The sequence below is a fragment of the Aquidulcibacter sp. genome (genome assembly GCF_020253525.1).
In the GTDB taxonomy this organism is placed as follows: Bacteria; Pseudomonadota; Alphaproteobacteria; order Caulobacterales; family Aquidulcibacteraceae; genus Aquidulcibacter.
On record NZ_JADCBK010000027.1, the window covers coordinates 36,137 to 52,820 of the forward strand.

The following is a 16,684-nucleotide window of genomic DNA, read 5'->3' on the forward strand; positions in this document are numbered from 1 at the left end:
TCAAAAAAACTGTCGCCTTCTACATTCTGCAACTGTGCTTTCGCAGACTTTGCGCTAGCTTAGGGGGCATGAGTACGTCGATCACCGCCCTTCCAAATGCCCCTGAATTTGATCAGCGCGACGCCATTTATATGGACGCGGTATTGCGCCCAAACCGTTCTCTATCCCACCAAGGCTTCAAGATCGTTATGCTATCGCTTGCGGCCATGAGCTTCTTTGCCGGTTTGGCCTTTCTCTCGATTGGTGCGTGGCCGGTGATTGGGTTTTTCGGTTTGGATGTCATTTTGGTCTATCTGGCGTTTAAGGTGAATTTCAAAGCAGGCGCACGCGAATGCGAAACTGTGAAGGTGAGTGCGGCGCAAGTTGCGATCTCAAAGACGTGCCATCGCGGCAAAGTCGGATGGTGGCGCGTCAGCCCCAGCTTCGCCCGCGTGATTGTTGACGAGATCAATGAATATGAGACCCAAGTGACCTTATCTGCCGGAGGGGCCAGCTTGCCCTTAGCGACCTGTCTGTCGCCGCACGAGCGCGTGGCATTTGCCGCCGCCCTGAAAGCCGCGCTAGAACAAGCACGCGGCGAACGCTACCCAACAGAAGTGACTGTTTGAAAGGTCTCAAAATGGAATATCTGCACACCATGATCCGCGTCGGCAATCTGGACGCCGCCTTGGATTTCTTTTGTGGTGGTTTAGGGCTGGTAGAGCTTCGCCGGACTGAGAATGAGAAGGGCCGCTTCACCTTGGTGTTTTTAGCCGCCCCAGTGGATGCCGAGCGCTTTAAGGCGCAAGGCGAAGCGCCACAAAGCGGCCTACCCGGTGGCCTGCCCATGGTAGAACTGACCTATAATTGGGACGAGCACGCCTATGATGGCGGGCGTAATTTTGGTCATTTGGCGTATCGCGTCGATGACATCTATGCCTTGTGCGCGCACTTGGCCGCCCGTGGTGTCACCATCAACCGCCCACCGCGCGACGGATATATGGCGTTCGTGCGGTCACCCGACGGGATTTCGGTTGAGCTTCTGCAGCGCGGTGCGGCTCTAGCCCCGCAAGAGCCTTGGGCAAGCGCGCCCAACATTGGGACGTGGTAATCTGGTTGAGCAGGCGTGCGCAACCAACAAGGATAAACAGATAGAGGGAGGCCGGCACGATGCAAAAACGACTTTTAGCTTTGATTTGGGTAGCACTTGCTGGCTTTGCGACAGTCGGCTGTAGCCCAGATTTGCCACGCGCGGTTGCCGAAGCCCGCTACACATCCCCTGCATCGCAATTCATCTCAATTAGCGATGGTGTCCGCCTGCATGTGCGTGATGAGGGCAAGCGCGATGCGCCCGTCTTGATTCTTGCCCATGGTTCCAATGCGTCTCTCCACACGTGGGAGCCTTGGGTGGCTGAGCTCAAAGATGATTGGCGGGTGATTAGTTTCGATTTTCCCGCCCATGGCCTAACCGGCCCCTCAAAGAGTGGCGTCTATTCAAGCACCGCCTATGTGCAAGTTGTGGATGACCTGGCCCGGCATTTCAAAGTGGATCGCTTTGTTTTGGGTGGCAATTCTATGGGTGGTGGCGTGGCATGGCGCTATGCGTTGGCCCATCCTGAGAAAGTCGCAGGCCTTATTTTGGTTGATGCGGCTGGCTATCCGCGCGAAACAGGCAAGCCACCTTTAGTATTCCGTCTGGCCCGCACGCCGGTGATTGGCGAGATTTTTTCGCGCGCAACCACCAAGGGCATGATTGAATCCAATCTGAAACAAGTCATTGTGGATGATGCTTTGGTGACGCCAGAAATGGTCAAGCGGTACCATGATCTCTTGATGCGCGAAGGCAATCGGCAAGCCACTCTGGCTCGCATGCGGGCAGGCCCCGACGACCCAAATGCGTATCAGAAAATCCCAACCATCACCGCACCAACACTCGTGATTTGGGGGGAAGCCGATCCTTGGATTCCGTTCGCCGACGCCAAGCGTTTTGCCCAAGAAATTAAGGGTGCAAAGCTTGTCTCTTACCCCAATATTGGTCATTTGCCGCAAGAAGAGGTCGCGCTTGCGACAGCGAAGGAAGTCGATACTTTCTTGCAACAAGTCTATCTTAAGCCTGCCCCCTAATTTGGGTAGCTCTGATCGGGTGATGCAACGCGCTGTCACCAAGAGTGACAGTATTAGGGGTGGCGCCTCTGGCGGAAGCTTTCTATCAACACGGCACATGTACTAAGTCTCGCAAGACTTGAAAGGCGCTTTTTAAATGTGCGGCATTATTGGAATCTTGGGCAAAGAGGCGGTGACTTCGCGTCTCATTGAATCGCTAAAGCGGCTGGAATATCGCGGTTATGATTCCGCGGGCATCGCTACCTTGGTAGATGGCAAGATTGAGCGCCGTCGCGCGCAAGGCAAGATCAAGAATTTGGAAGACGTCTTGGTTGCCGCGCCTTTACCTGGCCTCATCGGCATTGGTCACACCCGCTGGGCAACCCATGGTGCGCCGTCTGAGCGTAACGCCCACCCCCATGCAACCAACCGCGTCGCGGTGGTGCATAATGGCATTATCGAAAACTTCCGAACCCTGCGGGCAGAACTTGAAGCTGAAGGCCGCACGTTTGATTCTGAAACCGATACCGAAGTCATCACCCAATTGGTCTCGCGCGCCTTGGATCTGGGGGCCAGCCCAAAGGATGCCGTGATTGAGGCCTTAAAGCGGGTCCGCGGTGCTTTTGCGATTGCCTGCCTATTCACCGGTGAAGAGGATTTATTGGTTGGTGCGCGCCAAGGCAGCCCCTTGGTCGTGGGTGTTGGTGAGGGCGAGATGTATTTGGGCTCAGACGGTATTGCCGTCGCCCCCTTCACCAATCGCGTGATCTATCTGGAAGAGGGCGATCTGGTGGTACTAAGCCGGACCAGCCATGCGGTTTATGACGTGGCGCGCAATCCGGTTGAGCGTCCGATCAAGTCGGTCGCCGCCAGTGCGGCAGCGGTCGAAAAAGGCAATTATCGCCACTATATGCAAAAGGAAATCCACGAAGAGCCTGATGCTGCTGCTCGCACCATCGGCCATTATGTGGACCCGCTAGAAGAGCGCGTAACCCTGCCCGACTTTGGCGTTGATTTCGCCCAGATCGACCAATTATGGATCATTGGCTGTGGGACGGCCTATTTAGCTGGCCGCGTCGGGGAATATTGGTTTGAGCAAGTGGCTGGTCTTTCGTGCGAGACCGATATTGCCTCTGAATTCCGCTATCGCGAGCCTGTCGCGGCAGGCCGCGCGGCCGCTGTGTTCATTTCTCAATCTGGTGAAACTGCCGATACGCTTGAGGCCCTGCGCCTGTGCAAACGCAAGGGCTGGAAGACAATTGCTGTCGTCAATGTTCCGGAAAGCTCTATCGCGCGCGAGGCTGATGCAGTGCTACCAACCTTGGCAGGCCCTGAAATCGGCGTGGCATCCACCAAAGCCTTCGTCGCCCAATTGTCAGCGCTCGCGGCAATCTCGGTCGCTGCTGCCTTGGCACGCAAGACGATTGATCGCGATGAGGAACGCCGACTGGCGCATCTTTTGATGGAAACCCCGCGCTTGATCCGCGAAGCCCTGAAGGTTGAGGCCACGATTGCAGCGGCGGCAGAAGAAGCCAGCCACGCCCGCTCCATCCTCTATATTGGCCGTGGCATGGCTTATCCGATTGCTTTGGAAGCAGCGCTGAAGCTCAAGGAAATTAGCTATATCCATGCCGAAGGCTATGCCTCTGGTGAGTTGAAGCATGGGCCTATCGCCTTGATCGATGAAGTCACGCCTGTATTTGCCATCGCTCCGCATGACCATTTGTTTGAGAAGACGATCTCCAACGTTCAGGAAATTGCCGCGCGCAAAGGCCGGGTGACTTTGTTCTCAGACGCCTTGGGGATTGAGGAATCTGGTGATGTCGCGCGTCATACGATTGAAGCGCCAAAGGCCGATCCCTTTGTTGCCCCGATTGTCTATTCACCCTTGATCCACTTATTGGCCTATCATGTGGCGGTGGCCAAAGGCACCGATGTGGACCAGCCGCGTAACCTTGCAAAATCGGTTACGGTCGAGTGATCTGACGCAACACAATCGCGCGCTTCAACAGGCTTAAGGGCGACCAAGCAAATTGGCGGATAAGACCCGATAAGCTGACCGTGCGTTTGGCTTGTATAGCGCCTCGGGCTTGCCACGCTTGGCCCCAGCCCTTCAGACCATCGCCAAGCCCGCGACCATAGGCAGGGCCTGCCCCGCGCCAAGCGGTATGGGCCCAGAGCAGAAGCGTCGCTGCAAGATGCGGCGGCAGCAACAGCCAGAATAGCGCGCCTGGCATATTTCGGATGAAGGTCCAAAGCCGGTTGCGCGTGCCGTGATAGACCGCAAAATCCGATAGTCGCCCGCTGGAGGCCGAGCCCATATGCCGGACTTGTGCGTCGGCGAGTTGTACGACTTCCCCGCCTGCCAAGCGATGGCGAAATCCAAGGTCGACATCTTCGCAATAGCAGAAATAGCTCTCTTCATAGCCGCCCAAGAGGGCAAACACATCTGCCCGCCACATAGAAGCAGCGGCACAGGGGCTGAAAGCCTGCCCGTCTGCCAGATCACTGGGCCAGGGCTTGCGATAGCCGCCCCGAAAGGGAATGCCAAAGGCATGATAAACATCGCCGGCACCATCGAGCTGGCTCGGGTCCTCGTCCAAAATTTGGGTAGAGCCAAAGGCCGTCACGTCTGGATAGCGTTTGGTTGCCGCCATCAGCGCTTCCAGCCAATCGGGTTCTGGGAATGCATCTGGATTGAGGCAGATGATCCACTGTCCTTTGGCAAGCTTTGACGCTTGATTATTTGCCGCGGCAAAGCCGGTGTTGATGGGATTGGCGACAAAGTGCGTTGCCCGCGCTTGGGTTGCCGCGTCCGGCTCTGATCCCTCGGGCGAGGCATTATCGATCAGGATTGTCTCAAAATCGCGAAAGGTTTGTGCATCGAGACAGTCAAACAGGCGCGGTAAATGAGCCCGGCTCTTATAGGCAACAATCAGGATCGAGACACTTGGCCCGGTCAAGTTCAGCCAAGTGCCTCAATGGCTGCACACACAGCTTCGCTGGTAATGCCAAAATGGGCATAAAGCGCCTGATAGGGGCCGGATGCGCCAAAGCCCTTCATGCCAATGAAGGTACCTGTCGGGCCAATCCAACGATCCCAGCCGAAGCGGACAGCTGCTTCAATGGCAATTTTGGGCAAATCGCCGCCTAAGACTTCGTGTTGATAAGCATCGGTTTGAGCCTCAAACAGTTCAAGGCAAGGGGCAGAGACGACCCGGACGCCAATACCGGCTTCGGCCAATTGGGCTTGGGCCTTCATGGCAATTTCAACTTCAGAACCCGTTGCAATCAAGACGGCTTTCTCAGGCAGGACAGACGGCGACAAGACATAGGCACCTTGGGCGCAACGGTTTGTTGGCGAACCGTCCTTGCGCTGGAAGGCGAGCTTTTGACGGGTCAAGGACAGGACCGATTGAGTTTTGGGCGCAAGCAGCGCCAGCTCCCAACACTCGGCGACTTCAACTGGGTCACAGGGGCGGAAAACATGTACGTTCGGGATTGCGCGCAGCGATGCCAAAGTCTCGACTGGTTGGTGGGTTGGGCCATCTTCACCCAGACCAATACTGTCATGCGTGAGAACATGGATCGCGCGGACCTCCATCAACGCACCGAGGCGAAGGGCAGGGCGCAGATAATCGGCAAATACCAAGAAGGTGCCCGAATAAGGCACGACGCCGCCATGCAAGGCCATACCGTTCATAGCTGCGGCCATGCCATGCTCGCGAACACCGTAATGCACGTAGCGTTCCTGATAGGCATTAGCCCCAAAGCCCTTCATGCCCGCCACTTTGGTGTTTACCGAACCCGTCAAGTCAGCAGAGCCGCCCATCAGCAGATCAAAGGCCGGAACCAAAACTTCCAAGGCCGCCCCAGAGCTTTCCCGGGTTGCGAGAGACGGGGCTTTCTCTGCCATGCTGGCGCAATGTGCTTCGATCAGGGCACGCAATTTAGGCGCATCGATCTTGGAGTCTAAAAGGTCTTTGATCGCGCCATGATCGGCCCGCTTTGCCATCCGCGCTTGCCAATCGGCATGGGCCTTCGCCCCGCGGCTACCGGCAGCGCGCCATGCAGCAACAATCTCCTCTGGCACCACGAAGGGCGCATGAGGCCAGTTGAGAGCTGCACGCGTGGCTTCAATTTCGGCAGCGCCCAAGGGCGAGCCATGGGTCTTGGCAGTCCCTGCCAAGTTGGGAGAGCCGAAGCCGATTTGGGTGCGGCAGGCGATCAGAACCGGCCGGTCGGAATTGAGGGCAGCAGTCATAGCTGCTTCCAGTGCGACGGGATCATGACCATCTACCCGGCTTGTTTGCCAACCAGCAGCCTCAAATCGCTGAAGTTGGTCGCCAGTTTCGGCTACGGATAAAGCCCCATCGATCGAGATCTCATTATCGTCCCACAGAACAATGAGGCGATTGAGGCGCAGATGGCCAGCTAAGGAAATTGCCTCATGGCTGATGCCTTCCATCAAGTCGCCGTCTGAAGCGATAACCCAAGTGCGGTGGTCGCAGACATCAGCACCCAAAGTCGCCCGCAAATGGGCTTCGGCCATCGCCATGCCGACGGCGGTGGAAATGCCTTGGCCTAAGGGGCCTGTGGTGGTCTCTACACCGGGCACATGGCCATATTCTGGGTGACCAGCGGTCAAAGCGCCAATCTGGCGAAAGCGCTTCAACTGATCCATCGTCATGGCTTCATAGCCTGTCAGATGGAGCAGCGAGTAAATCAGCATCGAACCATGGCCAGCCGACAAGACGAAGCGGTCGCGATCTTGCCAATCAGGGGCTTTGGCGTCGAATTTCAGAAACTTGGTGAACAGAATTGTCGCGACATCTGCCATGCCCATCGGCATGCCGGGGTGCCCTGAGTTGGCTGCCTGAACGGCGTCCATCGACAAGAAGCGAATGGCATTTGCAAGGTCTGCATGGCTGGTCATGGGCAGTGAAACTTTCGTCGGCTGAATGACGGACCGCATATAGGACTCGGGCGGCGCTAACAATGGTAAACGGCACCTGAGTCAGCCTCTACATCACCGGCTTGATCGATGGACTCATTGCAGACTCATTGTGGTCAAAATCTACGCCCGGTTTTGTCGTAAGAGGGGTGCATAACCAACTCACACACAGAGTGAGGCCCGAAAATGACTATCCTTCCTTACCCCAAATCCCGTCGCCGCCCAGCTAAGCAAAAGACAGCACCTGTCGCTGTTGCGGTTGCCCCACCCTCTGGCGCGCTGCTCAATGCCATTTTGTCCTACGCCGATATTTCCGAGGATATTGGTGGTGGGCTAACCTTGTTGCGGGTCAGTGCTAAGCGCATGGATGATGCGGTCATTACACAAAGCCTGGGGCGCGAGGCCGCGCGCTTGGCCGATGTCTCCATCCTGTGGAATGATGATGAAAGTGAGATTCATGCCGTTCTAGATGCCGCCATTCCAAGTGGCGTTGAAGATTTCTGGGCAGAGCCTCAGTTTGAATTGACCGATCTGGCCATGGCTTATCTGGATGAGATGTTGGAGACAGAAGAGCGTGCCAAGGCGGGTTAGCCTGTTTTTTGCGCAGCTTAGCGTCTCATAAACACTTTATTCGCCATAATCTTGCCTTGTGAGGGGTAACATGCGGCCACAAACCGCCTTATAAGTAGGCCTATGACGACAATAGCTCTGGTCGATGACGACGAAAACATCCGCGCTTCCCTGGAAATCCTATTCCAGAGCGAAGGTTATGACGTGCGCACGTATCCCGATGGGGCTACGGCTTTACCTGCCTTGATCTCGGACCCGCCAGACATTGCGATCTTGGATATCAAAATGCCGCGTATGGACGGGGTGGAATTATTGCGTCGCGTGCGGGAAAGCTCGGATGTGCCCGTGATTTTCCTGACCTCGAAGGATGATGAAATTGATGAGGTCATTGGCTTTTCTGTGGGGGCAGATGATTTCATTCGGAAGCCATTTTCCACCCGGCTTTTGTCGGAGCGTGTGAAAGCGGTTCTACGTCGCTCGCGTCCGATTGATGCGGTTGATGAGGAAGCATCCCCAGCAGATGGCGACAAGAAAGTTGTTACACGTGGCTCTCTCACCATGGATCCAAATCGCCATGCTTCTTATTGGAAGGGTAAGCCCGTCCGCCTGACGGTGACCGAATTCCTCTTGCTGCAAGCGCTTGCCCAACGTCCAGGCTTTGTCAAAAGCCGGGATCAATTGATGGACGCGGCCTATGATGACAGCGTTTATGTCGATGACCGTACCATTGACAGCCACGTAAAGCGTGTGCGCAAGAAATTCCGTGAAGTTGATGGCGAGTTTGATGCCATCGAGACGCTTTATGGGGTCGGCTATCGCTACAAAGAATCCTAAAAAGAAGCCTATTGAACCCTTTGGCAAAACCCGAAGGCAGCGCCGCCGTGGCGGCATTGCGGGCATTATTTTTATCGCAAACTTCGCCGGCATCGTCATTCTGGTGCTGGGCTCGCTCCTGTTTAACGAGTTACGATCCGGCCTTACCAAGGCGCGTATGGATGCGCTGCGGGCGCAAGGTTCAACGATTGCGAGCGTTCTGGCAGAGGCCGCTATTCCTGCAGACGCCGTCCCGGTTTTGGATGAAGGCCGCGCCCGCGCTATTTTGAGGCGCCTCTCGCGAGAGCCGGGGGCTCGTCTGCGTCTGTTTAGCCGTGATCTGCGTCCCATCGCCGATAGCACCATCTTGGACGACATCGTCAATGTACGCGAATTGCCGCCGCTAGGGCCTGCGGCCCCCGACATTGGCGAGGCGGCAGGCAAGGCCGTCTCCAACGTTCGGGTCTTCATTCAAGGGGCGAGCGACGACCCGAAGAAAGCCTTGATCCGGGAGGTCTCTACCGCGCTGCAAGGCAATGTCGTTCAGAGTGAGCGCTTTGATGAAGAGGGTCGGCGCGTGGTGTCTGTCACGGTGCCCATTCAACGTATTCGCGCCGTCGTCGGGGTTCTGACGCTGGAAAGCGGCGATGTGAGCGAGATTGTGGAGGCAGAGCGGCGGGCGCTTTACCCCTTTATCTTTTCAGCCATTTTGGTGACCGCGATTTCGGCCAGTATGTTGGCGTGGTCGATCGCCGTGCCGTTGCGGCGCTTAGCCGCGGCTGCGGATAATGTGCGAAGGGGGCGTGCGCAGGCCTTGGATGCAGATGCCCTGCGAAGACGCCCGGATGAAATTGGCGATTTGGCCGACGCCTTGGCTGCCATGACCGCGACCTTGCAAGACCGCATTGACGCGAACGAAAGCTTTGCGGCCGACGTCGCCCACGAGATCAAAAATCCCTTGGCTGCGATCCGAAATGCGGCTGAACTCCTGCCGCGAGCCACCACACCAGATAGCAAAGCGAAGCTTGAATCCATCATTCTCAATGATGCACGCCGGGTAGACCGTTTGGTCACCGATATCGCCAACGCCTCGCGCTTGGATGCCGAACTTGCCCGCGCTAGCCAGCAAAAGTTCTCCATGGCTGAAATGATGGATGATTTGTCGCGTGCCTATGGCTCGATTGGCCACTCCCGTGAAGTCGAAATTGTCGTCCGCTATCCCGATGAAACAGACCGCTTGATCGTGAGTGGGCGAGAGGAAGCGATCTCGCGCATCCTCACCAATCTATTGGACAATGCGCTGTCCTTCTCGCCCACCGACGGCAAAGTCAGCTTGGTCGGTGCGCGGGATGATAAGACCATCCGGATTGTGGTCGAGGATGAAGGCCCAGGTATTCCAGAAGAATCTCTGCAAAGCATCTTCAACCGCTTCTACACCCACCGTCCGACCAGTGCGGGTGAGGAGGGCCAAGCCGCTTTTGGTAAGCATTCAGGCCTTGGCCTCGCCATCGCGCGCCAAATTGCCGAAAGCCATGGCGGGGCGATTTGGGCGGAAAATCGCGATGACCGCAGTGGTGCGCGCTTTATTCTGGAGCTGCCAGCTGCTTAGGTCTTAAGGCGTCGCAAGGGCTGGATGAGACAAGAGATCATGGGTCACAACCGGATAGAGTGAAGCGATAAGGGTTAGGGCTGCAATGATGTTGAAAGTCCGCAGCTTTACCGGATCTTGTAGGAATTGCCGCATCTGCACGCCCAAGAAGGCCCATAGGCCAACCGTCGGCAAGTTAATCACACCAAACACGACTGCCACAATGACGAGACCCAGCATTGGGTGGTCGGCGGGCACATAGGCTGTCACCGACATCAGCGCCATCGTCCAGGCTTTGGGATTGACCCATTGGAAGAGGCAGGCCTGTAAGAAGCTAAAGGGCTTAGCCGTCGAATTAGCGCTGGATTCTGGGGCTGAGGCGGTCGCGATTTTCCAGGCCAGATAGACCAGATAGACCACCGAGCCCACCTTTAGGACCGTGTAGGCGATCGGAAAGCGCACAAAGATTTGCGCCAAACCTAGCCCGACCAAGATTGTCATCACCACAAAGCCAATCGAAACACCCAGCATATGGGGCAGGGTGCGGGCAAAGCCGAAATTGATACCCGACGCCATCAGCATCAGATTGTTCGGCCCCGGCGTAATCGAAGAGACGAGGGCAAAGCCACATAGGCCGAGGAAGAGTTCTTGGGTCATCATGACGCAATATTATACGATCCTTGCTTGTATGTTCTTGCAATTTCAGCGGCTACAGATAGAGATGCGCATGTTATGATGAATTTAGATGATATCGACCGAAGAATATTGCATATCCTGTCTCGGGACGGTCGCATCAGCAATGTCGATCTTGCAGGCAAGGTGGGCCTATCGCCCTCTGCCTGTCTCAGACGTGTCCAAGAGCTAGAGAGGCGAGATGTCATTCAAGGCTATCGCGCGCAACTCAATGCCGCCGCCCTTGGGATTGGTTTTTTGGCTTATGTGACGGTGGGTCTGTCCCGCCATACCAAGCAAGAACAGGCTGATTTTGAAGCGGCAATCAAACGCGCGCATCAGGTACGCGAATGCCACAACATAACCGGCACCGTGGAATATCTATTGCGGGTCGAGACGACCGATCTACCAGCCTATAAGCATTTCCACACCGAAGTCCTCGGCGCCCTGCCCCAAGTCGCCACCATCACCAGCTACATCGTGATGGGCTCACCCAAGGATGAGCGGGGGTAAAAACAATCTTGAATTAAAAGACTGCTCTGCCTATCTTGAGATAATGGGGAGAGACCGTCATGCAAATTTTGATAACTGACATTACAGATATGGCTGATGGCATGTATTGCGTTGCTGGCTGGAATGAAGCTGAAGGCCGCATGATCCGGCCATTGCCGCAGGGCCGCCATTGGCATGCAGAGCTTTTAGAGAAGCATCGCATCGCGGTTGGTTCGCGCATCGAGGTAATTCCGACTGGCAGACACCATAATGGCGATTATCCCCATACCACGGAGGATTTGGACGTGGTGACAGGAAGCATTCAGTTAGTTGATGAGGTTCCCACTTCACAGATTATCGAGATCGTTCCGGCTGCGGCTATGAACCTTACGCAAGCGTTTGAGGGACACCTGAGACTAGAGAACCCGTTTCGGGGCATTTCTCAAAAGCTTTGGGTCCCAGTTGGCAGTAGATGTCGTTCGCTAGTTTCGATTAATCGTCCTTTTGGTTCAATTGAAATCCTTGTAAACAAGTTTGGAACGCTTCGAGCAAAAATCGAAAGTAACGAGGGTGACTTCAATCGCGTCGAGGTCACGGTTTCCTGTTCATTGTTGAAACATGCATATCGAAAGGGCGGGGTCGCTCACGCGATGTCGAAGTTACCTGCTGCAGACAATTGGCATTTACGGCTGGGCCTTGCCAGAGAATTTGAGAAAACCCCAGGCGAATGCGCCCTTATGCTAAATGGTGTACTGTGATATTTGTTCAGTTTGGAGGATTCAGGCGCTTGATTTTCTCGATTGGTCATTCAACCCAACCTTATGCTGCGTTTCGCGACTTGATTGTCCAACATGGCGTGACGGCTATTGCAGATGTTCGATCCGTTCCCTTTTCGCGGCATACTCCGCAGTTCAATCAATCGCCGTTAAAGGCGCAATTGAATTCCGATGGCATCGCTTATGTTTATTTGGGTGATGTCCTTGGCGGTCGGCCAAATGACCAAAACCTCACAACTGATGGCGTGGCGGATTATGCCAAAATGGCCAATAGTCCCAGTTTTGAAAAGGGTCTGGACCGTGTCGTAATTGGGTCGAGTAATTATACCATTGCTCTCATGTGTTCTGAGCGTGATCCAATCGACTGCCATCGTTGTCTGCTTGTGGGGCGAGCGCTTCATGTCAGAGGCTTGAGTGTTTTCCACATCCTCAGTAACGGCGATGCGCAGTCACAAGTTGAGATCGAAGGCAAATTGATCCGGTTGGCCCGGCAAAACCCAGCTCAGTCGGACTTCTTTGCGAGTGATCAAGACTTACTCAATCGGGCGTATGAATTGCATGCACGCAGGGTGGCCTTTAGTGAACCCCGGGAAAGTCAAGCACGAGCCGGTGAGCGTCTATCAATGGAAAGATAGGTCTCTCGATGTCTGAAATTATATTGAATACAATAGGTTTTACCCAAACGAGTGCCGAGTCGTTCTTCAAGCGACTTGCTACTGCCGAAGTTAGAACGGTCATCGACGTGCGTTTGAATAATACGTCTCAGCTTGCTGGGTTTGCAAAAGCTAAGGACCTTGCTTTTTTCCTTAAGCGTATCGGCGATATCGGTTATTCTCATCAGCCGCTGCTGGCACCAACCCAGTCAATTCTGGACGCTTTCAAAAAGAACAAGGGTGACTGGTTTGTCTATGAGCGGCAATTCATGAACCTAATGGCTGAGCGGAAGATTGAGCATAAAATCGCGCCGGAAACGCTTCGTTCCAGCTGCCTACTATGCTCAGAAGCCAAGCCTCATCATTGTCACCGACGATTGGTGGCTGAGTATCTAAACGGCAAATGGGGAAGTAGCCTACGCATACGCCACTTATGACGGGCCGCCTACCACCAGCATCCGGTTCGCTGTTTCGCCGTCAGATAAGCAACGATTTGCTTCAATCGGCCTCGTCTTCAGGAACCCGAAATTTAGGGTCCCTCAATAAACCCGCAGCTTCGGTGGAATCGTTGCGACGTCGTTGCTCATGGTATTCATATGCACAGGGCGATAGTCGATTTTGACCGAGCCTGTTGCTTCATCATACCAGGTCAGCGTGTGCTTCATCCAATTGACGTCGTCACGATCGGCATAGTCCTCGCGCGCATGGGCCCCGCGGCTTTCGGTCCGATTGGCGGCACCATACATGGTCACCATGGCTTGGCTCAACAAATTGTCGAATTCCATGGCTTCAGCAAGGTCAGAGTTCCAGATCATAGAGCGGTCGGTGATGGCAATGTCGGGTGCGCCAGAGAACACCTTGTCCATCTCCTTGCAGCCTTCGTCCAAGGTTTGGCCTTCGCGATAAACGGCGCAATGGTTCTGCATCACCTTTTGCATTTGCAGGCGCAATGCGGCAGTGGGCGTGCCGCCCTTGGCTTGGCGGAAGCGATCAAGACGCGCCAAATGGCTGTCAGTCATGGCATTGGTGATTTCAGGCTGACGGGCCCCAGATTGGACCGTCTCGCCACAACGCAGGCCAACAGCACGGCCAAACACCACCAAGTCGATCAAGGAGTTAGAGCCCAAACGGTTTGCCCCATGTACGGACACACAGGCTGCTTCGCCGACGGCCATAAGGCCCGGCACAACTTGGTCTGGATCGCCACCGACTTTGGTCAGCACTTCGCCATGATAATTGGTCGGGATGCCGCCCATATTATAATGCACGGTTGGCAGAACCGGGATCGGCTCCTTCGTGACGTCTACACCGGCAAAGACCTTGGCACTTTCGGAGATGCCGGGCAGGCGCTGGGCCAGAATGGCTGGGTCCAAATGGTCAAGATGCAGGTGAATGTGATCCTTGCCGGGGCCAACGCCACGACCTTCGCGGATTTCCATCGTCATCGCGCGCGAAACCATGTCTCGCGGAGCCAGGTCCTTCACGGTCGGGGCATAGCGCTCCATAAAGCGCTCACCTTCCGAATTGGTCAGATAGCCGCCTTCGCCGCGTGCCCCTTCGGTAATCAGACAGCCTGCGCCATAAATGCCAGTTGGGTGGAATTGAACAAACTCCATATCCTGTAAGGGCAGACCCGCCCGAAGTACCATCGCATTGCCGTCACCGGTGCAGGTGTGGGCGCTGGTGCAGCTGAAATAGGCCCGGCCATAGCCGCCCGTGGCCAGAACGGTGCGCTGCGCGCGGAAGCGGTGCAGCTTGCCGGTCGCCAATTCCCATGCCGTAACACCAATACAAGCGCCGGTTTCATCCATGATCAGATCAAGGGCGAAATACTCAATGAAGAACTCGACATCATATTTGAGTGAGTTGCCATAAAGCGTGTGCAAGATGGCGTGGCCCGTACGGTCCGCCGCCGCACAGGTGCGTTGGACGGGCGCTTCCCCATAATTGCGGGTCATGCCACCAAAGGCACGCTGATAGATTTTGCCATCTTCCGTGCGCGAGAAGGGCACACCCCAATGCTCGAGCTCATAAACCGCTGCAGGAGCATTGCGCGTTAGATACTCAATTGAATCCTGGTCGCCCAGCCAATCCGACCCTTTTACGGTGTCAAACATGTGCCAGCGCCAGTCATCTTCGCCCATATTGCCAAGAGCTGCCGAGATACCACCTTGCGCCGCAACTGTGTGTGAGCGAGTTGGGAAGACCTTCGAGATACAGGCGGTTTTCAGGCCAGCTTGAGCAGCACCCAATGCGGCGCGCAAACCAGAACCACCCGCACCTACAACAACTACATCGAAAGTATGGTCATTCCACTGATAGTCGGCCGTCATGGGCTTAAGCTCCAACGAATACTTTGGCGACCGAAAGGATCGCGATAACAGCTAAGATAGCGGGGATGGCCGTGTTGGCGAGCAAAGATACAGTGCGGGCAACAGCGCCCGTGATATAATCTTCGATCACAACTTGCATGCCAAGACGCATATGGAACAGTCCGGTCAGGACGAGGAGAGCCGTCCCGGCAGCGTTCAATGGGTGCTTCATCCAGCCCACCACACTGTCATAACTGCCATCGGTGCCCAAAAGCACTGACAAGGCGAACCAAGGCAGCAGGACGGCCAAGAAAATCGCGGTTGCGCGCTGCTGGATAAAATGGCCGACGCCATGCTTGGCTGATCCAAGACCACGAGCGCGCGATAGCGGCGTGCGTAAAGAGTGGTTCATCGTCTCCCCCTAAGCCAAAAATGCAAGCGCAAAAACCAAAACAGCCCCGATTGCGCCAGCAATGATGGTAGCCCATCCGGTCGCGGTTGAGACTTTGGGGTCAAACCCTTTACCGGCGTCCCAAGCGAGGTGACGTATGCCGTTAGCCAAGTGATAGCAGGCGGCGGCTGTAATCCCGAACAGGATCAACAAACATAGCGGGTTCATCAAAAACGACATGAAGTCTGTGTAGGCCGCTGGGCCACTTGCTAGGGCCACAACCCAAGCTGTCAGGACCATAGCGCCCAGATAGAGGGCGACTCCAGATGCCCGGTGGAAAATCGATGTCGCCATCGTCACGTGCCAACGCCAGACTTGCAGGTGTGGCGACAATGGCCGCTTATCGTGTGCTTGTGGACCTGCCATGCTCATCCCCAGAAAATGTCTTTGTGACATGGAAGAGAGCGACCGCTTCGTCAACGTTTCTCGTCAGGAGAAGTGGAAAAACAGCTTCATTTAGCTGGCTTTAGCTGCATGATTTAAAACAAGTTGGCTTAAGGTGGCGATCTCTGCGCTTTGGGCGGGGAGGACCAAGCTTGCTTCCCCCTGTTCGGCCAGCCAAGCCTCCACCCAGCTCTGCCAAGCTTCATGAAAGCCAATCAAGGCCGTCATGCCGGTTTGTCGCCTGACCCGCGCCCATTCGGTCCCGTCAATCCAAGCCAAATTTCGGGCCGACCAATCTCGGCTACTCAACTCATGCAGACTTTTGAGGTGAGCGGCCATGTCATCTACATGCAGATAGACGATCAGCGGGTTGACCTTGGACAAGGCGGTCAAGCGTGTGGACGCGAGCTGCTGAATATGTGTGTCGGGCAGGCCGGCGGCAAAGGCGGGTAGTAAGGTGTTTTGGATCAGGGTTGCATCCAACAGCATGATAGAGCGATTGACGATGCATTGTGCAGCCAGGCGCGCCCAAGGTTCAAGCCCATAGGCTTTGGGGTCTGGTTCGCGGCCTGACACTCGATCCACCTGTTCGGTACGGATTGGATGATCCGGGTCAAATTCGAGATAGGCGCGCGCTTCCTTTCCTTTAGCTTCAAGATCTTGCGCCACGCGCATGGCCAAGCTGGTTTTCCCAGCGCCGATGGGGCCCTCGATCAATAGAATATGTCGGTTGACTCTGCCCATCATCTTTCAGCTTCAGATTGCAGTCCTATATGGAGACCTAGTAAGGGCTGCACTTTTGGTGATTTGGCCCCAAAAAGGGCGCTATGTCAGCTATAACAACTTTGTCATCATCTTATGCGACGGAATAAACGTATAGGCACGTTCAACGCGTTAAGCAAAAATCCAACTGGCTGGCCTTGGGCCGTCCAATAAG

The 16,684-nt window shown here is 55.4% G+C and carries 18 protein-coding genes; 11 read left to right on the forward strand and 7 right to left on the reverse strand.

The genetic code is table 11. From position 1 onward, the window contains the following. The first annotated feature begins 68 nt into the window (after positions 1-68). The 4 genes from IOB61_RS03625 (at position 69) to glmS (ending at position 4,063) form a co-directional block, all read left to right on the forward strand. A complete protein-coding gene (locus IOB61_RS03625) occupies positions 69-608 on the forward strand; it encodes a DUF2244 domain-containing protein (protein ID WP_290812309.1) in 540 nt (179 codons plus the stop codon). A gap of 11 nt (positions 609-619) precedes the next feature. Beyond that, the gene (locus IOB61_RS03630) at positions 620-1,090 is read left to right on the forward strand and encodes a VOC family protein (protein ID WP_290812312.1); all 471 of its coding nucleotides are present in this window, start codon (positions 620-622) and stop codon (positions 1,088-1,090) included. 59 nt (positions 1,091-1,149) lie between these two features. Further along, on the forward strand, positions 1,150-2,103 hold the full coding sequence (locus IOB61_RS03635; protein WP_290812315.1) for an alpha/beta hydrolase: 954 nt from the start codon (positions 1,150-1,152) through the stop codon (positions 2,101-2,103). Between the two features lie 136 nt (positions 2,104-2,239). Further along, complete coding sequence (glmS, locus tag IOB61_RS03640; protein WP_290812318.1) at positions 2,240-4,063, forward strand: glutamine--fructose-6-phosphate transaminase (isomerizing); 1,824 nt, start codon at positions 2,240-2,242, stop codon at positions 4,061-4,063. On the opposite strand, the gene IOB61_RS03645 is transcribed toward glmS, so the two are convergent. Both IOB61_RS03645 and tkt read right to left on the reverse strand, forming a co-directional pair. Next, complete coding sequence (locus IOB61_RS03645) at positions 4,050-5,045, reverse strand: glycosyltransferase family 2 protein (RefSeq protein WP_290812321.1); 996 nt, start codon at positions 5,043-5,045, stop codon at positions 4,050-4,052. The genes glmS and IOB61_RS03645 overlap by 14 nt on opposite strands. 2 nt (positions 5,046-5,047) lie before the next feature. Next, a complete protein-coding gene (tkt, locus tag IOB61_RS03650; protein ID WP_290812324.1) occupies positions 5,048-7,018 on the reverse strand; it encodes a transketolase in 1,971 nt (656 codons plus the stop codon). 204 nt (positions 7,019-7,222) lie between these two features. Here tkt and IOB61_RS03655 point away from each other — a divergent pair, with 204 nt between their 5' ends. From IOB61_RS03655 to IOB61_RS03665, 3 genes are all read left to right on the forward strand, one after another. After that, positions 7,223-7,627 (forward strand): hypothetical protein, encoded by a 405-nt coding sequence (locus IOB61_RS03655; RefSeq protein WP_290812327.1) that lies wholly within the window; start codon positions 7,223-7,225, stop codon positions 7,625-7,627. Positions 7,628-7,729: 102 nt separating this feature from the next. Beyond that, the gene (locus IOB61_RS03660) at positions 7,730-8,440 is read left to right on the forward strand and encodes a response regulator transcription factor (RefSeq protein WP_290812330.1); all 711 of its coding nucleotides are present in this window, start codon (positions 7,730-7,732) and stop codon (positions 8,438-8,440) included. Further along, the gene (locus IOB61_RS03665; protein ID WP_290812333.1) at positions 8,391-10,028 is read left to right on the forward strand and encodes a stimulus-sensing domain-containing protein; all 1,638 of its coding nucleotides are present in this window, start codon (positions 8,391-8,393) and stop codon (positions 10,026-10,028) included. The genes IOB61_RS03660 and IOB61_RS03665 overlap by 50 nt, the downstream gene beginning before the upstream one ends. A 3-nt stretch (positions 10,029-10,031) precedes the next feature. On the opposite strand, the gene IOB61_RS03670 is transcribed toward IOB61_RS03665, so the two are convergent. After that, a complete protein-coding gene (locus IOB61_RS03670) occupies positions 10,032-10,664 on the reverse strand; it encodes a LysE family translocator (RefSeq protein ID WP_290812336.1) in 633 nt (210 codons plus the stop codon). A gap of 75 nt (positions 10,665-10,739) precedes the next feature. Here IOB61_RS03670 and IOB61_RS03675 point away from each other — a divergent pair, with 75 nt between their 5' ends. The 4 genes from IOB61_RS03675 to IOB61_RS03690 are packed head-to-tail and all read left to right on the forward strand — an operon-like array spanning position 10,740 to position 13,037. After that, complete coding sequence (locus IOB61_RS03675) at positions 10,740-11,192, forward strand: Lrp/AsnC family transcriptional regulator (RefSeq protein WP_290812339.1); 453 nt, start codon at positions 10,740-10,742, stop codon at positions 11,190-11,192. Between the two features lie 59 nt (positions 11,193-11,251). Then, positions 11,252-11,929, forward strand: a complete 678-nt coding sequence (locus tag IOB61_RS03680; protein WP_290812342.1) for a hypothetical protein — start codon at positions 11,252-11,254, stop codon at positions 11,927-11,929. 29 nt (positions 11,930-11,958) lie between these two features. After that, the gene (locus IOB61_RS03685) at positions 11,959-12,582 is read left to right on the forward strand and encodes a DUF488 family protein (RefSeq protein ID WP_290812345.1); all 624 of its coding nucleotides are present in this window, start codon (positions 11,959-11,961) and stop codon (positions 12,580-12,582) included. Between the two features lie 8 nt (positions 12,583-12,590). Next, positions 12,591-13,037 (forward strand): DUF488 family protein, encoded by a 447-nt coding sequence (locus tag IOB61_RS03690; protein WP_290812348.1) that lies wholly within the window; start codon positions 12,591-12,593, stop codon positions 13,035-13,037. A gap of 102 nt (positions 13,038-13,139) precedes the next feature. On the opposite strand, the gene sdhA is transcribed toward IOB61_RS03690, so the two are convergent. The 4 genes from sdhA to IOB61_RS03710 form a co-directional block, all read right to left on the reverse strand. Then, positions 13,140-14,933: a succinate dehydrogenase flavoprotein subunit gene (sdhA, locus tag IOB61_RS03695; protein ID WP_085341310.1), complete on the reverse strand. Its 1,794-nt coding sequence runs from the start codon at positions 14,931-14,933 to the stop codon at positions 13,140-13,142. Positions 14,934-14,937: 4 nt separating this feature from the next. Then, positions 14,938-15,324, reverse strand: coding sequence for a succinate dehydrogenase, hydrophobic membrane anchor protein (gene sdhD, locus IOB61_RS03700; protein ID WP_290812351.1), 387 nt, complete (start codon positions 15,322-15,324; stop codon positions 14,938-14,940). Positions 15,325-15,333: 9 nt separating this feature from the next. Continuing rightward, positions 15,334-15,729, reverse strand: coding sequence for a succinate dehydrogenase, cytochrome b556 subunit (sdhC, locus tag IOB61_RS03705; protein ID WP_290812354.1), 396 nt, complete (start codon positions 15,727-15,729; stop codon positions 15,334-15,336). Between the two features lie 90 nt (positions 15,730-15,819). Next, complete coding sequence (locus IOB61_RS03710; protein WP_290812357.1) at positions 15,820-16,494, reverse strand: hypothetical protein; 675 nt, start codon at positions 16,492-16,494, stop codon at positions 15,820-15,822. Positions 16,495-16,684: the final 190 nt, after the last annotated feature.